Origin of the sequence: Brevibacillus sp. HB1.2 (assembly GCF_013332495.1) — a bacterium.
Taxonomy (GTDB): Bacteria; Bacillota; Bacilli; order Brevibacillales; family Brevibacillaceae; genus Brevibacillus; species Brevibacillus porteri.
The window spans coordinates 199,125-217,145 of record NZ_JABMIU010000007.1; the positions used below are offsets into that span (position 1 = coordinate 199,125).

Annotated in this window: 18 protein-coding genes; 4 read left to right on the forward strand and 14 right to left on the reverse strand. The window is 46.0% G+C overall.

The genetic code is table 11. From position 1 onward, the window contains the following. Nucleotides 1–115: 115 nt before the first annotated feature. From lpdA to pdhA, 4 genes are all read right to left on the reverse strand, one after another. Complete coding sequence (gene lpdA, locus HPY28_RS17985) at nucleotides 116–1,525, reverse strand: dihydrolipoyl dehydrogenase (RefSeq protein ID WP_017249160.1); 1,410 nt, start codon at nucleotides 1,523–1,525, stop codon at nucleotides 116–118. Nucleotides 1,526–1,531: 6 nt separating this feature from the next. Then, nucleotides 1,532–2,923, reverse strand: coding sequence for a dihydrolipoamide acetyltransferase family protein (locus HPY28_RS17990; RefSeq protein WP_069844733.1), 1,392 nt, complete (start codon nucleotides 2,921–2,923; stop codon nucleotides 1,532–1,534). Between the two features lie 102 nt (nucleotides 2,924–3,025). Next, nucleotides 3,026–4,006 carry an alpha-ketoacid dehydrogenase subunit beta gene (locus HPY28_RS17995; protein ID WP_007718902.1) on the reverse strand — a complete coding sequence of 327 codons (981 nt, stop codon included), beginning with the start codon at nucleotides 4,004–4,006 and terminating at the stop codon, nucleotides 3,026–3,028. Nucleotides 4,007–4,009: 3 nt separating this feature from the next. Continuing rightward, nucleotides 4,010–5,095 (reverse strand): pyruvate dehydrogenase (acetyl-transferring) E1 component subunit alpha, encoded by a 1,086-nt coding sequence (pdhA, locus tag HPY28_RS18000; RefSeq protein ID WP_069844732.1) that lies wholly within the window; start codon nucleotides 5,093–5,095, stop codon nucleotides 4,010–4,012. 327 nt (nucleotides 5,096–5,422) lie between these two features. Between pdhA and HPY28_RS18005 the strand changes: the two genes are divergently transcribed. Further along, nucleotides 5,423–6,157 (forward strand): alpha/beta hydrolase, encoded by a 735-nt coding sequence (locus HPY28_RS18005; RefSeq protein ID WP_174231082.1) that lies wholly within the window; start codon nucleotides 5,423–5,425, stop codon nucleotides 6,155–6,157. 3 nt (nucleotides 6,158–6,160) lie between these two features. On the opposite strand, the gene HPY28_RS18010 is transcribed toward HPY28_RS18005, so the two are convergent. The 3 genes from HPY28_RS18010 to ltaE all read right to left on the reverse strand — a co-directional run bounded on the left by HPY28_RS18010 (nucleotide 6,161) and on the right by ltaE (nucleotide 9,401). After that, on the reverse strand, nucleotides 6,161–6,358 hold the full coding sequence (locus HPY28_RS18010) for a hypothetical protein (protein WP_015891590.1): 198 nt from the start codon (nucleotides 6,356–6,358) through the stop codon (nucleotides 6,161–6,163). A gap of 143 nt (nucleotides 6,359–6,501) precedes the next feature. Next, on the reverse strand, nucleotides 6,502–8,145 hold the full coding sequence (locus HPY28_RS18015; protein ID WP_017249162.1) for a peptide ABC transporter substrate-binding protein: 1,644 nt from the start codon (nucleotides 8,143–8,145) through the stop codon (nucleotides 6,502–6,504). A gap of 230 nt (nucleotides 8,146–8,375) precedes the next feature. Continuing rightward, on the reverse strand, nucleotides 8,376–9,401 hold the full coding sequence (gene ltaE / locus HPY28_RS18020; RefSeq protein WP_174231083.1) for a low-specificity L-threonine aldolase: 1,026 nt from the start codon (nucleotides 9,399–9,401) through the stop codon (nucleotides 8,376–8,378). A 124-nt stretch (nucleotides 9,402–9,525) separates the two neighbouring features. Between ltaE and HPY28_RS18025 the strand changes: the two genes are divergently transcribed. Then, nucleotides 9,526–9,828 (forward strand): HesB/IscA family protein, encoded by a 303-nt coding sequence (locus HPY28_RS18025; RefSeq protein WP_173623618.1) that lies wholly within the window; start codon nucleotides 9,526–9,528, stop codon nucleotides 9,826–9,828. A gap of 63 nt (nucleotides 9,829–9,891) precedes the next feature. On the opposite strand, the gene HPY28_RS18030 is transcribed toward HPY28_RS18025, so the two are convergent. The 4 genes from HPY28_RS18030 to yneA form a co-directional block, all read right to left on the reverse strand. Further along, nucleotides 9,892–12,141: a HelD family protein gene (locus HPY28_RS18030; RefSeq protein WP_174231084.1), complete on the reverse strand. Its 2,250-nt coding sequence runs from the start codon at nucleotides 12,139–12,141 to the stop codon at nucleotides 9,892–9,894. A 38-nt stretch (nucleotides 12,142–12,179) separates the two neighbouring features. Further along, the gene (gene crcB, locus HPY28_RS18035) at nucleotides 12,180–12,545 is read right to left on the reverse strand and encodes a fluoride efflux transporter CrcB (RefSeq protein WP_017249166.1); all 366 of its coding nucleotides are present in this window, start codon (nucleotides 12,543–12,545) and stop codon (nucleotides 12,180–12,182) included. Nucleotides 12,546–12,640: 95 nt separating this feature from the next. Further along, nucleotides 12,641–12,838: a DUF896 domain-containing protein gene (locus tag HPY28_RS18040; protein WP_007718933.1), complete on the reverse strand. Its 198-nt coding sequence runs from the start codon at nucleotides 12,836–12,838 to the stop codon at nucleotides 12,641–12,643. Nucleotides 12,839–12,914: 76 nt separating this feature from the next. Further along, the gene (yneA, locus tag HPY28_RS18045; protein ID WP_174231085.1) at nucleotides 12,915–13,250 is read right to left on the reverse strand and encodes a cell division suppressor protein YneA; all 336 of its coding nucleotides are present in this window, start codon (nucleotides 13,248–13,250) and stop codon (nucleotides 12,915–12,917) included. A gap of 162 nt (nucleotides 13,251–13,412) precedes the next feature. Between yneA and lexA the strand changes: the two genes are divergently transcribed. After that, entirely contained in the window at nucleotides 13,413–14,036 is a 624-nt protein-coding gene (lexA, locus tag HPY28_RS18050; protein ID WP_007718939.1) for a transcriptional repressor LexA, read from the forward strand. A 50-nt stretch (nucleotides 14,037–14,086) separates the two neighbouring features. Here lexA and HPY28_RS18055 read toward each other — a convergent pair whose 3' ends face one another. Next, a complete protein-coding gene (locus HPY28_RS18055) occupies nucleotides 14,087–14,572 on the reverse strand; it encodes a DUF456 domain-containing protein (protein ID WP_142062543.1) in 486 nt (161 codons plus the stop codon). A 108-nt stretch (nucleotides 14,573–14,680) separates the two neighbouring features. Between HPY28_RS18055 and HPY28_RS18060 the strand changes: the two genes are divergently transcribed. Beyond that, on the forward strand, nucleotides 14,681–15,256 hold the full coding sequence (locus HPY28_RS18060) for a DUF4269 domain-containing protein (protein WP_174231086.1): 576 nt from the start codon (nucleotides 14,681–14,683) through the stop codon (nucleotides 15,254–15,256). Nucleotides 15,257–15,795: 539 nt separating this feature from the next. Here the strand turns inward: HPY28_RS18060 and HPY28_RS18065 are convergent. After that, the gene (locus HPY28_RS18065; protein ID WP_174224191.1) at nucleotides 15,796–17,178 is read right to left on the reverse strand and encodes a sensor histidine kinase; all 1,383 of its coding nucleotides are present in this window, start codon (nucleotides 17,176–17,178) and stop codon (nucleotides 15,796–15,798) included. 2 nt (nucleotides 17,179–17,180) lie between these two features. Beyond that, nucleotides 17,181–17,864 (reverse strand): response regulator transcription factor, encoded by a 684-nt coding sequence (locus HPY28_RS18070; protein ID WP_174224192.1) that lies wholly within the window; start codon nucleotides 17,862–17,864, stop codon nucleotides 17,181–17,183. Nucleotides 17,865–18,021 lie beyond the last annotated feature (157 nt).

The following is an 18,021-nucleotide window of genomic DNA, read 5'->3' on the forward strand; positions in this document are numbered from 1 at the left end:
ACCCCCACCTAACGTTGTCTCCCACTATTTTACATTATATAAGAACAGGTGGAAAGGGTAAGATGTGGAAGAAAAAGCCTTGTACCCATTTCCGGCACAAGGCTTTTTCCACTTCCTATTTCATGACGTGGATCGGACGACCCAGAGCCAATTCAGCAGCTTCCATTGTTACTTCACCCAGTGTTGGATGTGCGTGGATGGTCAGCTCGATATCTTCGAGTGTTGCGCCCATTTCGATTGCCAATCCGATCTCTGCGATGATGTTGGATGCTTCTGGACCAACGATTTGCGCACCCAATACGAGATTCGTTTCTTTTTCTGCAATCAGCTTCACATAGCCTTCGCCTGCATTTACAGACAGAGCGCGACCGTTTGCTGCGAATGGGAAACGACCTACAACGTAATCGATGCCTTTTTCTTTTGCTTCTTTCTCATTGATTCCTACGCTTGCGATTTCTGGATCGCAGAATACAACCGCTGGAATCGCCTTGTAGTCTACTTCTGCTGGATGGCCAGCAATTGCCTCAGCAGCAACCTTACCTTCGTAGGAAGCTTTGTGAGCCAACGCAGGACCTGCTACGATATCCCCGATCGCGTAAACGTTAGGAATGCTCGTGCGACCTTGCTTGTCGACAACGATCAAACCACGGTCAGTCACGTTCATACCGATATCGCGAATACCGAGTTCATCTGTATTCGGACGACGTCCAACAGTAACGAGTACGTATTCCGCCTCGATTTTTTGTTGCTCGCCTTTTACCTCTGCAGTCACGATCACGCCGTTTTCTGTCTCTTCCATTCCTTGTGCCAGTGCTTTTGTATGGATGGTAACGTCGAGCTTTTTCAGCTTGCGTTCCACCAAACGTGGCATGTCTGGCTCAAATCCTGGCAAGATTTGATCGGAACCTTCCAAAATCGTAACTTTTGTACCAAACTTCGCAAACACCGTACCCAGCTCGATACCGATGTATCCGCCACCGATTACCACGAGGCTCTTCGGCAGTTCAGTCAAGGACAGCGCTTCAGTAGAAGACATTACGCGTTTGCCAAACGGGAATGCAGGCAACTCGATTGGGCGCGAACCAGTTGCAATGATGCAATGCTGGAAGCGATAACGGTTGACATCATAACCGTGGAATACACGTACTTCATTTTCACTTACGAACAGTGCTTCACCAGGGATTACCTGGATTTTGTTGCCTTTGAAGAGGGAGCCTACGCCACCAGTCAGTTGCTTCACGATGCCGCTTTTCCACTCTTGTACTTTGGCAAAATCCACTTTTACATTTTCCATGGTGATACCCATGGATTCTGTATGTTGTGTGTGCTCATATGTGTGTGCAGCGTGGATCATCGCTTTGGAAGGGATGCAACCTACGTTCAGGCATACGCCACCCAGCTCACCTTTTTCCACGACAGCTACTGTTTTGCCCATTTGAGCAGCACGAATCGCCGCAACATATCCACCTGGACCCGCACCGATTACAAGCACGTCTACTTCTGTAGTAAATTCACCTACTACCATTGTCTCTTATCCCTCCATGACGAGCAGCGTTGGGTTTTCGAGGAGCTGCTTCACGTAGTTGACGAAACGCTGTGCAGGTTCGCCATCAACCAAGCGGTGGTCAAAGCTCAAGGACAGGTGCAACATTTGACCAACCACGATTTCTCCGTTTTTCACAACTGGTTTTTCGCTGATGCGGCCAACACCCAGAATAGCTACTTCTGGATGGTTAATGATAGGCGTGAAGAACATACCACCAGCAGAACCGATGTTTGTGATGCTGAAAGTGGAACCTTTCAACTCATCTGCAGTCGCTTTGCGGTCGCGTGCTTTCTTCGCCAGGTCGCCGATTTCACCTGCGATTTGGAAGATGGATTTGCTGTCAGCGGATTTCACAACTGGAACGAGCAAGCCGTCTTCTGTCGAGGTAGCGATACCGATGTTGTAGTACTTTTTAAAGATGATTTCTTGTTTTTCATCGTCGATAGAAGCGTTGAGTTCTGGGAATTTCTTCAGACCAGCTACAACTGCTTTCACGATCATAGGTAGGTAAGTCAGCTTCACACCACGCTCTTCAGCAAGTGGCTTCGCATCTTTACGCATAGCGACGAGCGCTGTAACATCCACTTCGTCAAAGATCGTTACGTGTGGTGCTGTGTAAGCAGATTTCACCATTGCTTTCGCGATTGCTTTACGCATACCTTTCAGTGGAACGCGCTCTTCCAGTTCGCCTGCTTGAGGTGTGTGGTGAACAGTTGGAGCCGCTGCTGCTTGTGCTACACCTGTAGCTGCTGCTGCAGGAGCCTCAGTTGCTACTGGAGCTGCCACTGCTTGTGCAGTTGGTGCTGCTGCTCCGCCAGATACGAAGCGATCTACGTCATCGCGTGTGATGCGACCCAATTTGCCTGTACCAGGTACATTAGCCAATTGAACGCCTTTTTCGCGAGCGTATTTGCGAACGGAAGGTGTAGCCAACACATGCTTACGATCAATTGGTGCCGCTACTGCTGTTGCAGTTGCTTGTGCCATTGGCGTCTCCAGAGCTTGGTTCGCATTTGCACTCACTTGGGAACCGATGTCACAACCTGGCTCCATTTTGTCTGCAGCTTGAGGCGCTGGTGCCGCTTCAGCAGCGTGGGAATCGCCATGACCATGGTCTGGCAGGTTCGGAATTTCGCCTTCTACGTCAAACTCGATCAGTGGATCGCCGACTACAGAAACCGTACCCTCAGTTACTTTCAGATCGATAACTTTCCCTTTAACAGGCGACGGTACTTCTACAACCGCCTTGTCATTTTGTACTTCCATGATGACTTGGTCTTCTTCTACGGAATCTCCGGGCTGTACGTGCCATTTGACGATTTCGCCTTCATGGATACCCTCGCCGAGCTCCGGGAGTCTGAATGTAAAACGACTCACAGTATCTCCTCCTTGTAAGCATTTATCATAAATTTTTACTTAATATCGCTAGAAAGAAGGCGGAAAGCTTTCAACTTTTCCGCCATTATGTCCGTTTCTCAATTAAAAATCGAGGACTTGAGTCAGACCATCTACTACGCGTTTTACGTCAGGCAGCCATACATCTTCTGCTTGTGCAAACGGGTAAACAGTATCTGGTGCTGTAATACGCAGTACTGGTGCTTCAAGGTGCAGGATTGCACGCTCGTTGATTTGCGTGATGATTTCTGCCGCAACACCAGACGTTTTTTGTGCTTCTTGAACAACGATCGCACGGTTTGTTTTCTTCACAGAAGCTACGATGGTATCGATATCGAGTGGGCTGATGGTGCGCAGGTCGATTACTTCCACTTTTGCTCCACGCGCTTTCTCGATTTCTTCTGCTGCTTTCAGGCTGGTATGCACCATCGCACCATAGGTGATGATGGTAACATCGCTACCTTCTTTTACTACGTTTGCTTTGCCAAGTGGAATCGTGTACTCGCCTTCTGGAACTTCTTGACGGAAGGAACGGTACAGCTTCATGTGCTCAAGGAATACAACTGGATCGTTGTCGCGAATCGCGGAGATCAACAGTCCTTTTGCATCATATGGGTTGGAAGGGATAACCACTTTCAGACCCGGAGTTTGCAACATCAAACCTTCCAAAGAGTCTGCATGCAGCTCAGGCGTTTTTACACCACCACCAAATGGGGAGCGAAATGTAATTGGACTCGTGAAGCGACCACCGGAACGGTAGCGCATACGGGAAGATTGGGATGCTACAGCATCAAACGTTTCAAATACGAAACCGAAGAACTGAATTTCTGCTACTGGACGGAAGCCGTTGATGGAAAGACCGACAGCCAAACCGCCGATTCCGGACTCAGCAAGTGGTGTATCGAATACGCGCTGCTCGCCGAACTCAGCTTGCAGACCTTCTGTTGCACGGAACACCCCGCCGTTGTTACCTACGTCTTCACCGAAGACAAGAACGGTTTCATCGCGCTTCAACTCTACGCGCATTGCATCCGTAATGGCTTGAACCATTGTCATTTGTGCCATGGCTTATTTCGACTCCTTCGCCAGGAATTCTGCCTTTTGCTCTTCGAGTGCAGGCGGCAGTGTCTCAAACATTACATCGATCAGTTCGCTAACTTTCATCTTAGGTGTTTCGTCCGCTTTTTTGATTGCGTCCGCAACAGCTGCTTTCGCTTCTTCGATTACAGCTTCTTCGTCTTTTTCGCTCCAGAGGCCTTTTGCTTCGAGGAACTTGCGGAAGCGGATCAGTGGATCGCGCAGTTCCCACTCGCTTTGCTCTTCACCTGTACGGTAACGAGTTGGGTCGTCACCAGCCATGGTATGAGGACCATAACGGTACGTCATTGCTTCGATCAGAGTCGCACCTTCGCCATTCACGCCGCGCTCTTTTGCTTGTTGAACCGCGTAGTAAACTGCGAGAATATCCATACCGTCAACGCGTTCGCTAGCAATACCAGCCGCAACTGCTTTGACTGCGATATTTTCAGAAGCCGTTTGTTTTTCGAACGGCAGAGAGATCGCATAACCGTTGTTTTGGGAGAAGAAGATAACAGGCAGCTTGTATACACCTGCAAAGTTCATACCTTCGTAGAAGTCACCTTGGGAGGTCGCACCGTCACCAAAGTAGTTGATCGCAACTTTCTTTTCACCGCGCAGCTTGTAACCCATTGCAACACCTGTTGCTTGTGTACATTGAGCCGCGATGATGATTTGTGGCATCAATACGTTTACACCTTCAGGAATTTTGCCGCCCTCGATGTGTCCGCGGGAGTACAGGAATGCCTTGTGCATAGGGTAACCATGCCATACCATTTGTGGAATATCACGGTAGCTAGGCAGGACAAAGTCTTCTTTGGAAAGAGCACCCTCGGAACCGATCATGCTTGCTTCTTGACCAGCTACTGGTGCATAGAAACCAAGACGGCCTTGGCGGTTCAAGCTGATTGCGCGTTGGTCCCATACACGGGTAAATACCATTTTACGCATCAGTTCACGTAATTCATCATCGGAGAGCTTAGGCATCAAGTCAGGACGAACAACCGTACCATCCGGGGCAAGAATTTGCAGCGGGGCGTTGTTCTCTGTTTGTTCAACAGCAGTGGATACGCTCATCACATTCACCTCGTCACTAGAATAAGGGACTTCCTTTTCCCGAGTTGCCCTTTGTCGCCTTAATCTGAGCATCTGCTCGATGAGCGACGAGTACAATTCGCGGCGGAAGTGACCCTGATAAAAACCAGAAGAAAGTTGCCTGGTGCAAGAAAGGGCTTACAGCCCGTTTGCAACACCCTGTTATATTGCAGTCAAAATACCTGTTTAACGTGTTATAGTATTGATATTACAGGGTTTATTTCCTCTCTGTTATCATTTACTATATAAGCTGTATCAGTTTTTTTCAAGGCTTAGTTTTTCAATTGAGCAAACAGGGAGTGTGAATCGATGTCTGACTATGTAAAGCGAACCATAATGAAAGAAGAAGTGCCCAGCATCCACGTGGACACTCCCCGCTCGGTCAAAGTATACCTACCGCCGGGGTACAATGAGCTTCTTTCTTACCCTGTTGTGTATTGCCAGGATGGGAACGACTTTTTTACGATGGGGCGAATCGCGACCATCTCCAATCAATTGATTCTGGAAGAAGGTATCGAACCCTACATCGTCGTCGGTGTCTCAGTCGATCGCAACAAGCGCACGAGCGAGTATTCTCCATCGGGGTCGAGAAACGCAGCTTATCAGCGTTTTTTCACTGAAGAGCTGATTCCTTACATAGAGGAGCATTATCCTGTACGCCGTGATCCTGCTTCACGTGTGCTGGCAGGAGACTCTTTAGGTGGAACCGTTTCTTTGCATCTCGCATTGGAAAACCCCGACCTCTTTCCACAGGTACTCGCGCTATCCGGGGCGTTTTTCCAAACGACACTCGACCCGCTTTTGAATCAGTCCAGCCTATCCTGGCTGCGAATCTGGATGGTCGTTGGCCTCGATGAGACAGCTGTGGAAACAAGTGCGGGTACCTTCGATTTTGTGCAATGGAATCGCGAGGCAAAACAGATTCTTGAGGACAAACAAGCTACCTTGTCCTACCGAGAAAAACCAGGGAATCACGTCTGGGGTTTGTGGCAAAAAGAGCTGCCTGACGCCTTGCGCTACTTCTTCGCCCCTCCCCGTCTGTAACCATTACGAGCCATTGATTTCTTTAATATCCTCGTACCCGTAGTAGCGGCCATCCACCAGGAAAATGCCTTGGTGGTTGGCTTTTTCAATTTCGCCCGCAACCTGATTTGCGTCGTTTAGGACGATGTTGACAATCTTGCTCTCGTCCCGTTTCATTTGATTGAGAATGCGTTCTCGCTCTTTAGCCGAGATCATATCCATCCCTCTTTTCCCCTATGTTGGATAGCTATAGTATTTCATTGGCGGGTCTGAATTACACACAAGCGAGTCAACCGAATGGAACCAAAAAAAGCCTTGCCGCTCTCCCATTTTCCGGACACGGCAAGACTTTACTACGTCTTTATTTATTGTTCGATAGTTGTATATTTAAAATCTCTACCACCAAACGGGTTGATCAAAAATCCTTTGACCTTGTCATTTTTTATATAGGGTCTTGCGCCATAGTACACAGGGGCAATTGGCATTTCCTCCATTAAGATGGTCTCTGCCTCACGCATGATCGCATTACGCTTCGTCGGGTCTTTTTCCAAGTAACTCTGTACGATTAGCTCTCGGTATCTAGCATTTTCCCAAGCAGCATCGTTCGTCCCCACTGTTTTGTCCTTGAAAATTTCCAGGAAATTGATGGGGTCGTTAAAATCAGCACCCCAATTTCGGTAGGCAAACTGATAGTTTTTGGAGCGCTTGTTTTGTAAAAAAACTTTTTCCTCCAAGCCACTGATTTTCACATCAACACCTAGACTTCTTTTCCATTGGTCCTGAAGAGCTTCAGCCAGCTTTTTCTGACGATCGTCACCTGATCCATATGTGTAAGTCACATCTGGCATCGTCGAAAGCCCCAGCTCCTTTAACCCTTCCGCCAATAACTGTTTGGCTTTGTCTACATCCTCTTGAAAATAGTCATTTCCGCTGAGCTGCATAGAAGGCGGAACCCATGCAAAAGCGGCAGGCACCCCTGTCTGTACGATTCCGTCTACGAGAGGCTGCCGTTGGATGGAATACGAGAAGGCTTGTCGAATCTTTTTATTCGTAAAAGGGGGCATGGTTGTATTAAAGGTGACGGCAACTGTATTCGGATACGGCGCCATTACGATTTTTCCTTCATCCTGTAAAGCGGGGATCACATCGACGGGCAACACGTAGGTTGGATGCCCTCCCCAATCCAAATCACCAGAATCAAACAACGCTTGAGCGGTGTTGGTATCGGTAATCATGCTCCACACGATTTTGTCGAGCTTCACGGTATCTTTGTCATGATACTTCTCGTTTTTCACAAGAACCAATTTGTTTTTATGCTCCCACAGCTCCATTTTGAATGGGCCGTTGCCCACGTAGTTGTCTGGAGACGCTGCCCAATTCGGATGTGCCTCCAAGGTCTTTTTATGTAAAGGAAACAATGTCGGGAAAGCCGTCAGCTCGTAAAAAAACGGAGCTGGCGAATTGAGCTTAACCTCTAGTGTAAAATCGTCTAACGCTTTGACCCCTACGTCTTCATATGATCCTTTCCCTGTGTTGAATTCCTCTGCTCCTTTAATGAAATAAAGCATATAAGCATATTCGGATGCTGTCTTCGGATCGAGATTTCTTTTCCAGGCGAACTCAAAATCATGGGCGGTTACCGAATCTCCGTTGCTCCATAACGCATTCGACTTCAATTTGAACGTGTACGTCGTCAAATCCTCGGATACCGTATAACTGTCGGCAATTGCGTTGGCTATTTTCCCATCCGGTCCATAGCGAGTCAATCCTTCAAAACAGGCAGTAATGACATCAAAGGAAGTGCCATCGGAAGCAAGTCCGGGATCTGCTGTCGGAGGCTCTCCACCGTCTGCATTCCAATTCAATACCCTCTCTTTTCCTGTTGGCTGCGCTGGTTGAGATGCCTGATCATTCGGTTTGTTCGTTACCGCCGTTTCACTTGTACTACAGCCCGCTAAAACTTGAAGTAGCAAGAAGCAGCTCAAAACGAAGCTCATCCTCTTTCTCATTGAGACCATCCCCCTTGATTCCATTCGATTCCATACACCAGTAAACGCTATCGCTTTATCACACTACCATGATAACGCAAGTGTAGACGAAACAAATCAGACGGTATGGCGAAAAACAGAGCGCATAGAGACTCTTATTTTGTACAAATTGTCTAACTATTTGGAATTCGTTGTTGCGACAAAGAAAAAAGCCAGTCTTCCCTTCGACTGGCTACAAGTGGTTGAAACGATTACACCGTTTCCAATAATTGCTCGACTGCTTCCACAACGGTCTTGATATGTTGATCGCTAATGTGTCGATGCGTCGTAAAGCGAATGACGTACTCGTCAAAATCAACAGCGAGCACTCCTTTTTCCTCCAAACGTTCCAAGAAGGCAACAGCTGTTTGTCCAATCGAGTCTGTATTCACCAGCACGATATTCGTCTCGACTTGCTCGACCTGAAGCGATAGCTGGCGCAAGCCTTTTGCCAATTGCTGTGCCCGTTCATGGTCTTCTGCCAATCGTTCGGCCATCTGTGTCAGAGCGATAATGCCCGGTGCTGCCAAATACCCTGCCTGACGCAGCCCGCCTCCTACTTTTTTTCTCCACCATCTCGCTTCTTCGATAAACGCACGATCTCCAGCCAAAATGGAACCCACCGGAGCACTCAGCCCTTTGGACAAACAAATCTGGACGGTATCGGCAAAAGCGCTTAGCTCACTGACTGCAACACCTTGAGCCACAGCCGCATTGAAGAGACGAGCACCGTCCAAATGAACGGGAATACCGTGTTTTTGTGCTGTATCATAGACACTCTTCATTTGCGCAACAGAGATTACCGCCCCGCCAGCGCGATTATGCGTATTTTCGAGACAGATCAATTTTGTGCGCGGAAAATGGATATTGTTGCCCCGAATCGCCCTCTCTACATCTTCTGCACGTAGAGCACCACGTTCTCCAACCAGCGTCCTTGTTTGTACGCCAGCCAATGCCGACATAGCGCCGCCCTCATAGTAAAAAATGTGCGAATCCGCTTCCGCAATGACCTCGTCTCCGTTAACACAATGCGTCAAAACAGCGACCTGATTGCCTTGCGTTCCACTTGTTACGAACAGAGCAGCTTCCTTTCCGAGTATTTCAGCCGCAATCGCTTCCAAACGATTGACAGTTGGGTCCTCTCTATAAACATCATCACCAACCTCCGCTTCCACCATTGCTCGAAGCATCTCCTCGGTTGGTTTCGTAACGGTATCGCTGCGCAAATCGATTTTCATAGATGACTCTCCTTCCACCGTATTGTCATTCTCTAGACATATCGTAACACTTTCAACATTGCATCCTGTTTTCCCTCTTGCTAAGATGAAAGGGTAACTTACATACAGTTAGGGGATTTGACCTGTGAAACTAAAAATCACTCGTAACGCTGCCAAGCAATTGGCTCCAATCATCGAGGCAGAAGAAGACAAAGAATTGAAACTGCGCGTTTATATTACTCACTCTCACGGTGATCATGCACACTACGGACTCGCTCTGGACAAGCCAACAGAAGAAGATGTTGTGATCTCGACCGACAAAGAGATCGATGTGATCGTGAAAAAGGATGAGCCATTGCTGGATGGCATCATCATTGATTACCTTTTCTTGCCACAAGAAGGTTTTGTTATTACCAACCCTTCCAAAGGTAACACAGGTGACCACTAAGCATGATACAGATAAACCCTCTGCTTTTTTACAGGCAGAGGGTTTTCTTTGATGATGAGAATCTTATTCGTCAGTAGACATGCTATACAGCGCTGTCGGTAAATCTTTCAGCAACGGGGAAGATACGTCATCAACCTGCGTCATAACAAGACGATGGACAGGACGTGTCATCGCGACATACAACAGTTTTGCGTCCCATTCATTATTTTGATAGGCGTCTACATCCAGTAGAATGACCACATCAAACTGCAAGCCTTTTGTTAAGAAAGCAGGCATGATGGTTACGCCACCCGGAAATTGGTTATCTTTCGTTCCTAACAGGGTTAGATCAGCTATTTTGTCTTGCAGGCCTTTATGTGCTTTTTTACTCGCTTGAATGGTTTTCGCTACGATCGCAATCGTTTTGAAGCCTTCCGACTGGTAGGCAACCACACGCGAAGAGATGTCCTCCCACAGTTGCGCTCGTGAGCGAGCCTTGACCATGATTGGTTTTTCACCATGTCGCAAAACCGGTTTTGCCAATACTGTCTCGGGCAATTCAATTTGCCTCAACACTTCATTGGCACAACGCATGATCTCAATAGTCGAACGATAGCTTTGCGACAACGTATAATAGGAAGGAAACAGCTGTGCAAAAATCCCCTTCGTCAACTCTTCCCAGGCATGAATCCCCCGGTAGCTATGAATACCTTGCGCAATATCTCCCACGATCGTTAGCGAGTTTCGCTTAGTTGCAAATGCAATGACGGCTATTTCTAACGCACTCAAGTCTTGTGCTTCATCCACGACCGTATGATCAAAATGCTCTGCCTTATTCATTCCTTCAACAATATGCTGCAAGTATAGCAATGCCGCGATATCTTCCGGCTCCAATCTCTCCTCTGCAAACAATGCAGCGCTAGACTGAGTCACATCACGCACAACTTCGTCTGAAATGTCAGCAGGTACGAGCTTGCGCAGCAATTCCTCGTCAGCAATCAACTCGCGATAAGCTGCGAAGATTTCCAGTCTCGGAAATGAAGTCAGGTACGTATCTAATATCTGCTCCAGCATTTTCTCGAATTTGTACAAGCCTTCTTTGTCCAAATCGACTTTTCGCTCTCGCAAATGGGCAAACAATTGCTTGTTCATTTCTTGTTTCAAATGCTTGCGAAGCGCTTCTACCCGTCTATGATACGGCATATTAGCGAATTGCTCCAAGAAGCATTGGCGAATAAAATCACCCGGAATCGAAAATACTTGCTTCGTTTTGTTGTATAAAAAGCTGAGCTTCTTGAAAGAAATTCTTGTTTCGACGATATACCGAATGTATTGCTCCAGCGCCTCCCGACAAGCGAGCGATCCTTTAAAGCGAAGCCTGTTTCGTGTCATTTCTTGCTGGCGCTCATCCTGCCCCTCTTCGAAGAACAATTGAAGAGGCTTATCAGGACTCACGATTCTCCATCCTTTTGGAAGCAGAGGCTTCACAAGACGCGCTGCCCAATCTACAAAGGTAGACTGTTGAACATCATCGACTCCCAGCTCAGGCAAAACCTCGGATATATAGGTAAGAAACATCCGGTTAGGTGCAAAAACCATGAACTTTTTGGACATCATGGAATCCTGGTAGTTATAAATCAAATAGGAGAGTCGGTGCAGAGCAATGGTTGTTTTTCCGCTCCCCGCTACTCCTTGCACAACAATGGGCCGTTCTTTTTCCGCCCGGATAATATCATTCTGCTCGGATTGAATCGTAGCGACGATGTCTTTTAGCCTACTATCGTTCGCCTGATTCAGATTGGCTGCCAAAAATTCATCAATGAAGCCCTCTTGCAAAAATTCGTCGGGATGCCCCATCTCGCGGTTAATCGTTTCTTTTACCGCTCCATCATAGATGCCGACGATCTTTCCGTCTTCGATCGCAAAATTACGCTTTAGTCGAACTTCACCACGCACGATCTCGCGTCCCATCCGGTAAAACGCTTCTTTGCTCTCACCGGAATAATAAAGACTGGCGATAGGCGCGCGCCAATCCACGACGACAGAATCAAACGTATCGCTGCGTACAATTCCCCGTTTTCCTATGTAGACCTCATCCAGCTCGTAGATTTCATCTTTCAAGAAATCCACTCTGCCGAAATAAGGCTTCTCTCGACCCTGATCTTCCAGGTAGCTCAATTCCTTAGCCTTTTTATAGTTAACGACCTGTTTGACATAATCATCTGTTGCCTCGCGAATATCATTGCGAAGCTGCTCCATTTCTTCGTCGATCGCTGAAATTGTTTCATCCAGCTTTTTTTGTTCCCATTCATAATCACGATGCTGTGTACTCACATTCATTCCCCCTCACATGTATCGTGTCATTGAACGACTCAGGACCATTGCCTGGCCAACCATATTCCAACCGCACAAGAAAGTAGACCGACTCCCAAACTAAGCAGAGCGTACAAAGTGCCACGTAACAGGTGGCCTTCTCCCCAAAAAGAGACTACTTCCAAGGAGAAGCTTGAGAAAGTCGTAAATCCTCCCATGACCCCCGTTGCAAATAAGAGGTAGAGTGTCGGAGATAAAAAGCCACGTTCTTTCCCCAGCACGAACAAGATGCCGATGATCAAAGATCCACAAACATTGGCGATCCAGGTTCCCCACGGCCATCCCGGCTGATTCGCGAGCAAAGACAATAGGTAGCGCAAAAGAGAGCCAACTGCTCCTCCAACCGCCACAGCTATCCACGCCATCGCTTTCCCTCCCTGGCTATCACAGCTTATGTATGTCACAGAAAAAGACACCCTAGCGTCAAGCGAGGATGTCTGTCGTATCAGTAATTGTTATCTTACTGTTTTGGCTTATTTTCTTCAAGGTCTTCCACATAACGGATGGAATCCAAATTTGCTCTCAATGAAAGCTTAACGGCGTCAATGTACTTTTGGCGCAATGCTTTTTGTTCAAGCTTTTCCTCTTCGGTCAAACCTTCTTCGCGCGATTTTTTGACCAATTCGTTGATGCGTTTAATTTCTGCGTCAGATACCACTGCTGGTTCCTCCCACTCTGTAGTAGTGCCGCTTCATTATACCACATTCGAATGATCCCGCAAGACAGCCGAACACTTACGGAGTATCAGGAAGGATGAGAGTCTGACCTGGGTAAATCCTGTTGCTCTCTAAACCGTTCGCAACCTTAATTTCTATTATATAGTCCCGAACATCCATCTGATCTGTATTGTATTGAACAGCTAACGACCACAGGCTATCTCCAGATTGTACGGTTACTTCTATGCCTTGTGGCTCCTCCATTGGCGAAGAAGCAAACACTAGTTCGGTTAACAGGTAAAAAAAGAGAGTAAATGTAATAAGAAACAAGAGAGCTTGTCCTCTCGTGATACCAAAACGAACACGACGTTCTTCTTTTTTCTCGAAACGATTACGTACTGTCAATGAATTCATAATAATGGCCTCCTCACAAACATACGTTCTGATCACTTGTAGCCTCATAATAAATGAGAACATATGTTCATGTCAACAAATAATCGAACTTATGTTTGTCGAACGCAAGCTCCCATGGTATAATATAGGAAAATATGTTCGAGAAATCAGGGGTGTCTTTCTATGTCAAAATTATCGAGTAGACAACAAGCCATCATCGAGTTCATACGAAAGGAAGTTCGTGATAAAGGATATCCGCCATCTGTACGTGAAATTGGGGAGGCTGTTGGACTAGCTTCCAGCTCAACAGTACATGGGCATTTGGCACGCTTAGAGAAAAAAGGCCTCATTCGTCGAGATCCTACCAAACCTCGTGCCATCGAATTGCTATCAGATGAAGATCGTTTTCAAGACAATTTCGAAGACTCTGTCGTCCGTGTGCCAGTAATCGGAAAAGTAACGGCTGGACAACCGATTACTGCCATTGAGGATGTAGAAGAGTACTTCCCGCTTCCAGACAATATCGTGACTTCTGACAAGGTCTATATGCTGCGCGTCTCCGGGAACAGTATGATTGATGCCGGAATTCTCGACGGAGACTACGTCATTGTTCGCCAACAGCACGTAGCCAACAATGGTGACATCGTCGTAGCCATGACAGAAGAAGACGAAGCGACCGTTAAAAGATTTTTCAAAGAAAAGAATCACTTCCGTCTCCAACCGGAAAATGCCACGATGGAACCGATCATCCTGGAGCATGTCACTATTCTCGGTAAAGTCATCGGTGTTTATCGACTCATTCACTAGTTCCCACGTAAAAAAGGACAGCCGAGGCTGTCCTTTTTGTTTTCTGTCTATTATCTGGCGATAAAAAACCAGATGATCATCGTAACTTGCAAGATGACTTTTACGACTGCACTACCCAAAAATCCGATCAGTGAGCCTACTCCCGCTTTCACTGCTCGCTCCATCGACTGCTTCTGCACCATCAACTCTACGAGAACGACGAATACGAACGGTAAGATCAGCATACCAAACGGTGGGAAAACGAAAATCCCGAGGATAATACCGACCGCAGCAGCAACGGACGACCATTTGGACCCTCCATACCTTTTCACGAAGTACATATTCGTCAGCAAGTCAGCACCGTAAAGCAGAATGCTTAGAACGACCATTCCCCACCAAAAGGATGCCGGCAATCCCGCTCCCGGATCTGCAATGAAAAAGTGATAGAGCAAAAAGCCCGCCCACAGTAATATCGTATCAGGTAAAACGGGTAAGAAAATTCCTGCGATGCTTAGCAAGAACAATAACACAACCACTACCCACAAAAATATTTCCATCTACTACACTCCCTTCATTTAGGTATACGAGTGATTATCGATTTCGTTGCGTACATATTCACTTTTGTCTAAACTATTTTAAAAGAAAGCAGACATGGAGGTAGTCTCATGAGAAATTGGCATGATCTCTCCTACTTGGGCAGAGGGACGATTCGCCAAAAAGCAGCGTGGGAAGCGATTCAACAGACGCACATCATGGAAGTACTATCCGATTACCATCCAGTGCTTGCCGGAACCATCCCATTGGACATTGATGTTGTGCAAAGCGATCTGGATATTATTTGCGAGAGTCATGATCTGGAGCAGTTTGAGCAGGCTGTTCGTACAGCATTTGGCTGTTTGCCCGGATTTGAAGTGACACACTCAGATGTGAATAGTACGCCCACGTGCGTTATCTCGTTTTTCACAGCTGGCTTTTGGTTTGAATTGTTTGCTCAACCGGTAGCTGTCGAAATGCAAAACGCCTATCGTCATATGGACATCGAAGCACGATTGTTAGACATAGGAGGCTTGGATGCGTATAAACAGATCAGGACTCTGAAGCAAAACGGCATCAAGACAGAGCCTGCATTTGCTCGATACTTTCATATCCCAGGTGATGATCCATACGAGGCTTTGTTGCAATTGGAGCCGTTAACAGACCAGGAATTACGACAAAGAGTTCAGCTGCTGCGAAAGGATTAATCTTCGAGCAAAGAGCCAATCTCTGCTGCTTGAAAGCAGGAAGGATGCATCGCTTTCGGGCGAAAAGCTTTTTGAATGCGGGCTTTTTCGTTTCATGTCTCGCAACGCGCTTTTAACCTATATACTTAAAACCTTGTCAACGCTTTAATGGTCGTTCATATGTGGAAAATAAAATATGTAACTGAGGCATTGGAAGGCTACCTCTTTTCAAACCCCTTTAAACGGAGCAAATGAACTTACCATTAAATGCCGTGATGTGGGATATTACTATCAAAGGACAATAGATTAAAATCACTGTTCTAACAAGTGTCACATCAAGGTAATGAAAGATGAAATAAGCTTCTCTCCCATATGAGAGAAGCTTATTTCATTATTATTCTTGTTTTCAGATACAAGCCGAACATGATTGAGGGCTTAGCAGGTAAACTGGATGTAATAATGATACTGGTTATATGCACAAAAACCTAGACGGGTTTCCATCTCACGGTAGGCTTTTCGGTTATTTTTTATAGAAAAGACACCTTCCCCTTTTCGCATGATTATTCACTCCCTGATCTACGATTGGGGAAATGTAATCGAAATGAGGTTCCCCGATTTGGGCTGCTTTGTACTTGAATTTTCCCGCCATGTAAATCCACTAAATGCTTAACAATTGACAAACCAAGGCCACTTCCTCCAGTATGACGTGATCTGGATTTCTCCACCCGATAGAACCGCTCCCATATTAGTTCTAATTCTTTCTCGGAGATTCCAATTCCCTCATCCTTTACTTCAATTACAGATTCTCTGAGCATTTTCGTTACACTGATCAAAACCGTTCCTTCACCCTGAGAATAACGAATCGCATTATCTATTAAGTTCATTAAAATTTGGTGAAACCGCTGCGGGTCCACCCAAAAGTACACAGGAGGACAAATTGTAAGAGATAACTTCACTCCCAATTCTTCAGCACGTGGTGTCATTTCCTCGATTATTCTTTCTAATAAACTTCGAATAGCGACCCGTTCTTTTCTTAATGTAATTTTACCTTCATCCAATCGACTCAGTGTCATCAAATCGTTGACTACTTGTTCGAGCCGATCAGATTGATCCCGGATGATCGAAATTAACTTACTTGCGCGATTTGGCGTCATTTCTGAATTCTGAAGGAGGGTTGCATATCCTTTCACATATGTAAGGGGAGTACGTAATTCATGAGCTACATGAGATAGGAATTCTCGACGGGACGACCGATAATAAGACAAGCTTTTGGCGAGCTGGTTTACTTGACGAGTGAGTAAAGAGAGTTCGTCTTTACCTTCTAAAACAACTCTTACATCATAATTACCCTCATCGAGATGCCTAATTGCATTGATAACGTTTACAATCGGTCTTACAATATATCTGGATAATAGTAAGCCAAACCCACTCGTGATTAGTAAAGAACCCAAGCCAGCAAGCAATAACATTGTCTGAAGAGACTGTAATGTATCTTTCAGCCAAGTTGGTTTCGTTATAACAACTACCGTTCCTAATAGATTTTGTCCTCGTTGAATGGGACTTTTTGCTAAAATGAGACGATCTGGTTCAAAAACCGTTTGAATCGCTTTTTGATTCGGACTTCCCTGAATCCAATTTTGAACAAAATTAAACAATGAATCAGGTAATCGTTTGGAATCAATAAGCAATTCTCCTTTGGGAGAAAAGACAAGAACAGTAGAAGAAGACTTTTCCTCCATTTCGCCGATATGCTGAAGAGTTTTTCTATTGAAGTCTACGCTTAACATTTGAGCAAAAGTCGATGCATGTTGAGCAAGTGCTAGCTCCGTATAGGATTGATAGTGAAGAGTTATAATTTGGTAGCTGATGGTTCCCAATAGCACAAGCCCTAGAATCATGATACCTAAAATGGTGATTAACAGCTTGGTCGCCACTCGATGCATCGTTATTGAACTCCCCATTTATATCCATAGCCCCACACTGTTTGAATGCCTTCTCCTTGAAAGCCAGCTTCCCGCAGTTTTATACGTAAGTTTTTAATATGAGAGTCCACTGTCCTAAAATCTCCATTGAACGAGTAGTTCCATACCTTGGCTAACAGTTGTTCTCTGGGAAAGACTTGATTCGGATATTGAATGAGAGTGGTTAGCACTTCAAATTCAATCGGGGTAACCTTCATCTTCTTTCCATGAACCCATACTTCTCTTGCTAAGAGACGAATCTGAATTCCTGATTGCTTAATCTCCTGTATTTCTTGCCCCTTTCTTGTCCGGCGTAGTACCGTTTTCACACGCGCCGATACTTCTGCCGGTTCAAATGGCTTCGTTATATAATCATCCGCGCCTAGTTCCAATCCTACTACCCGATCCTCCAGTTCGCCTCGAGCACTGATCAAAATCACGGGAGTTTTATCGCCTGTACGTCTTAATTCTTTGAGTACATCAAAACCGTCTGTCCAAGGCATCATGATGTCCAACAAACAAAGATGAAATGCTTCATTGTGAAGTAACTGAAGCGCCATTGTTCCGTCGCTGGCTGTGGAGACAGAGAAATCCTCCTCTAATATCATACTTAGCAAATCGAGCATGGTCTCTTCATCATCGACGATTAATATCGAAGTGTCCATCATACAACCCTCTCTTTGATAGATATGAACCTTGGTGACTATCATAAATGGAAATTATGGATAAATTATGTAGTAGAACCTTTTTGTGGTGATAGCTAACCAATTCTCCAATAAAAATCCTAATTTTCTCCATATCTTTTAGCTAAGATACAGAAATCCC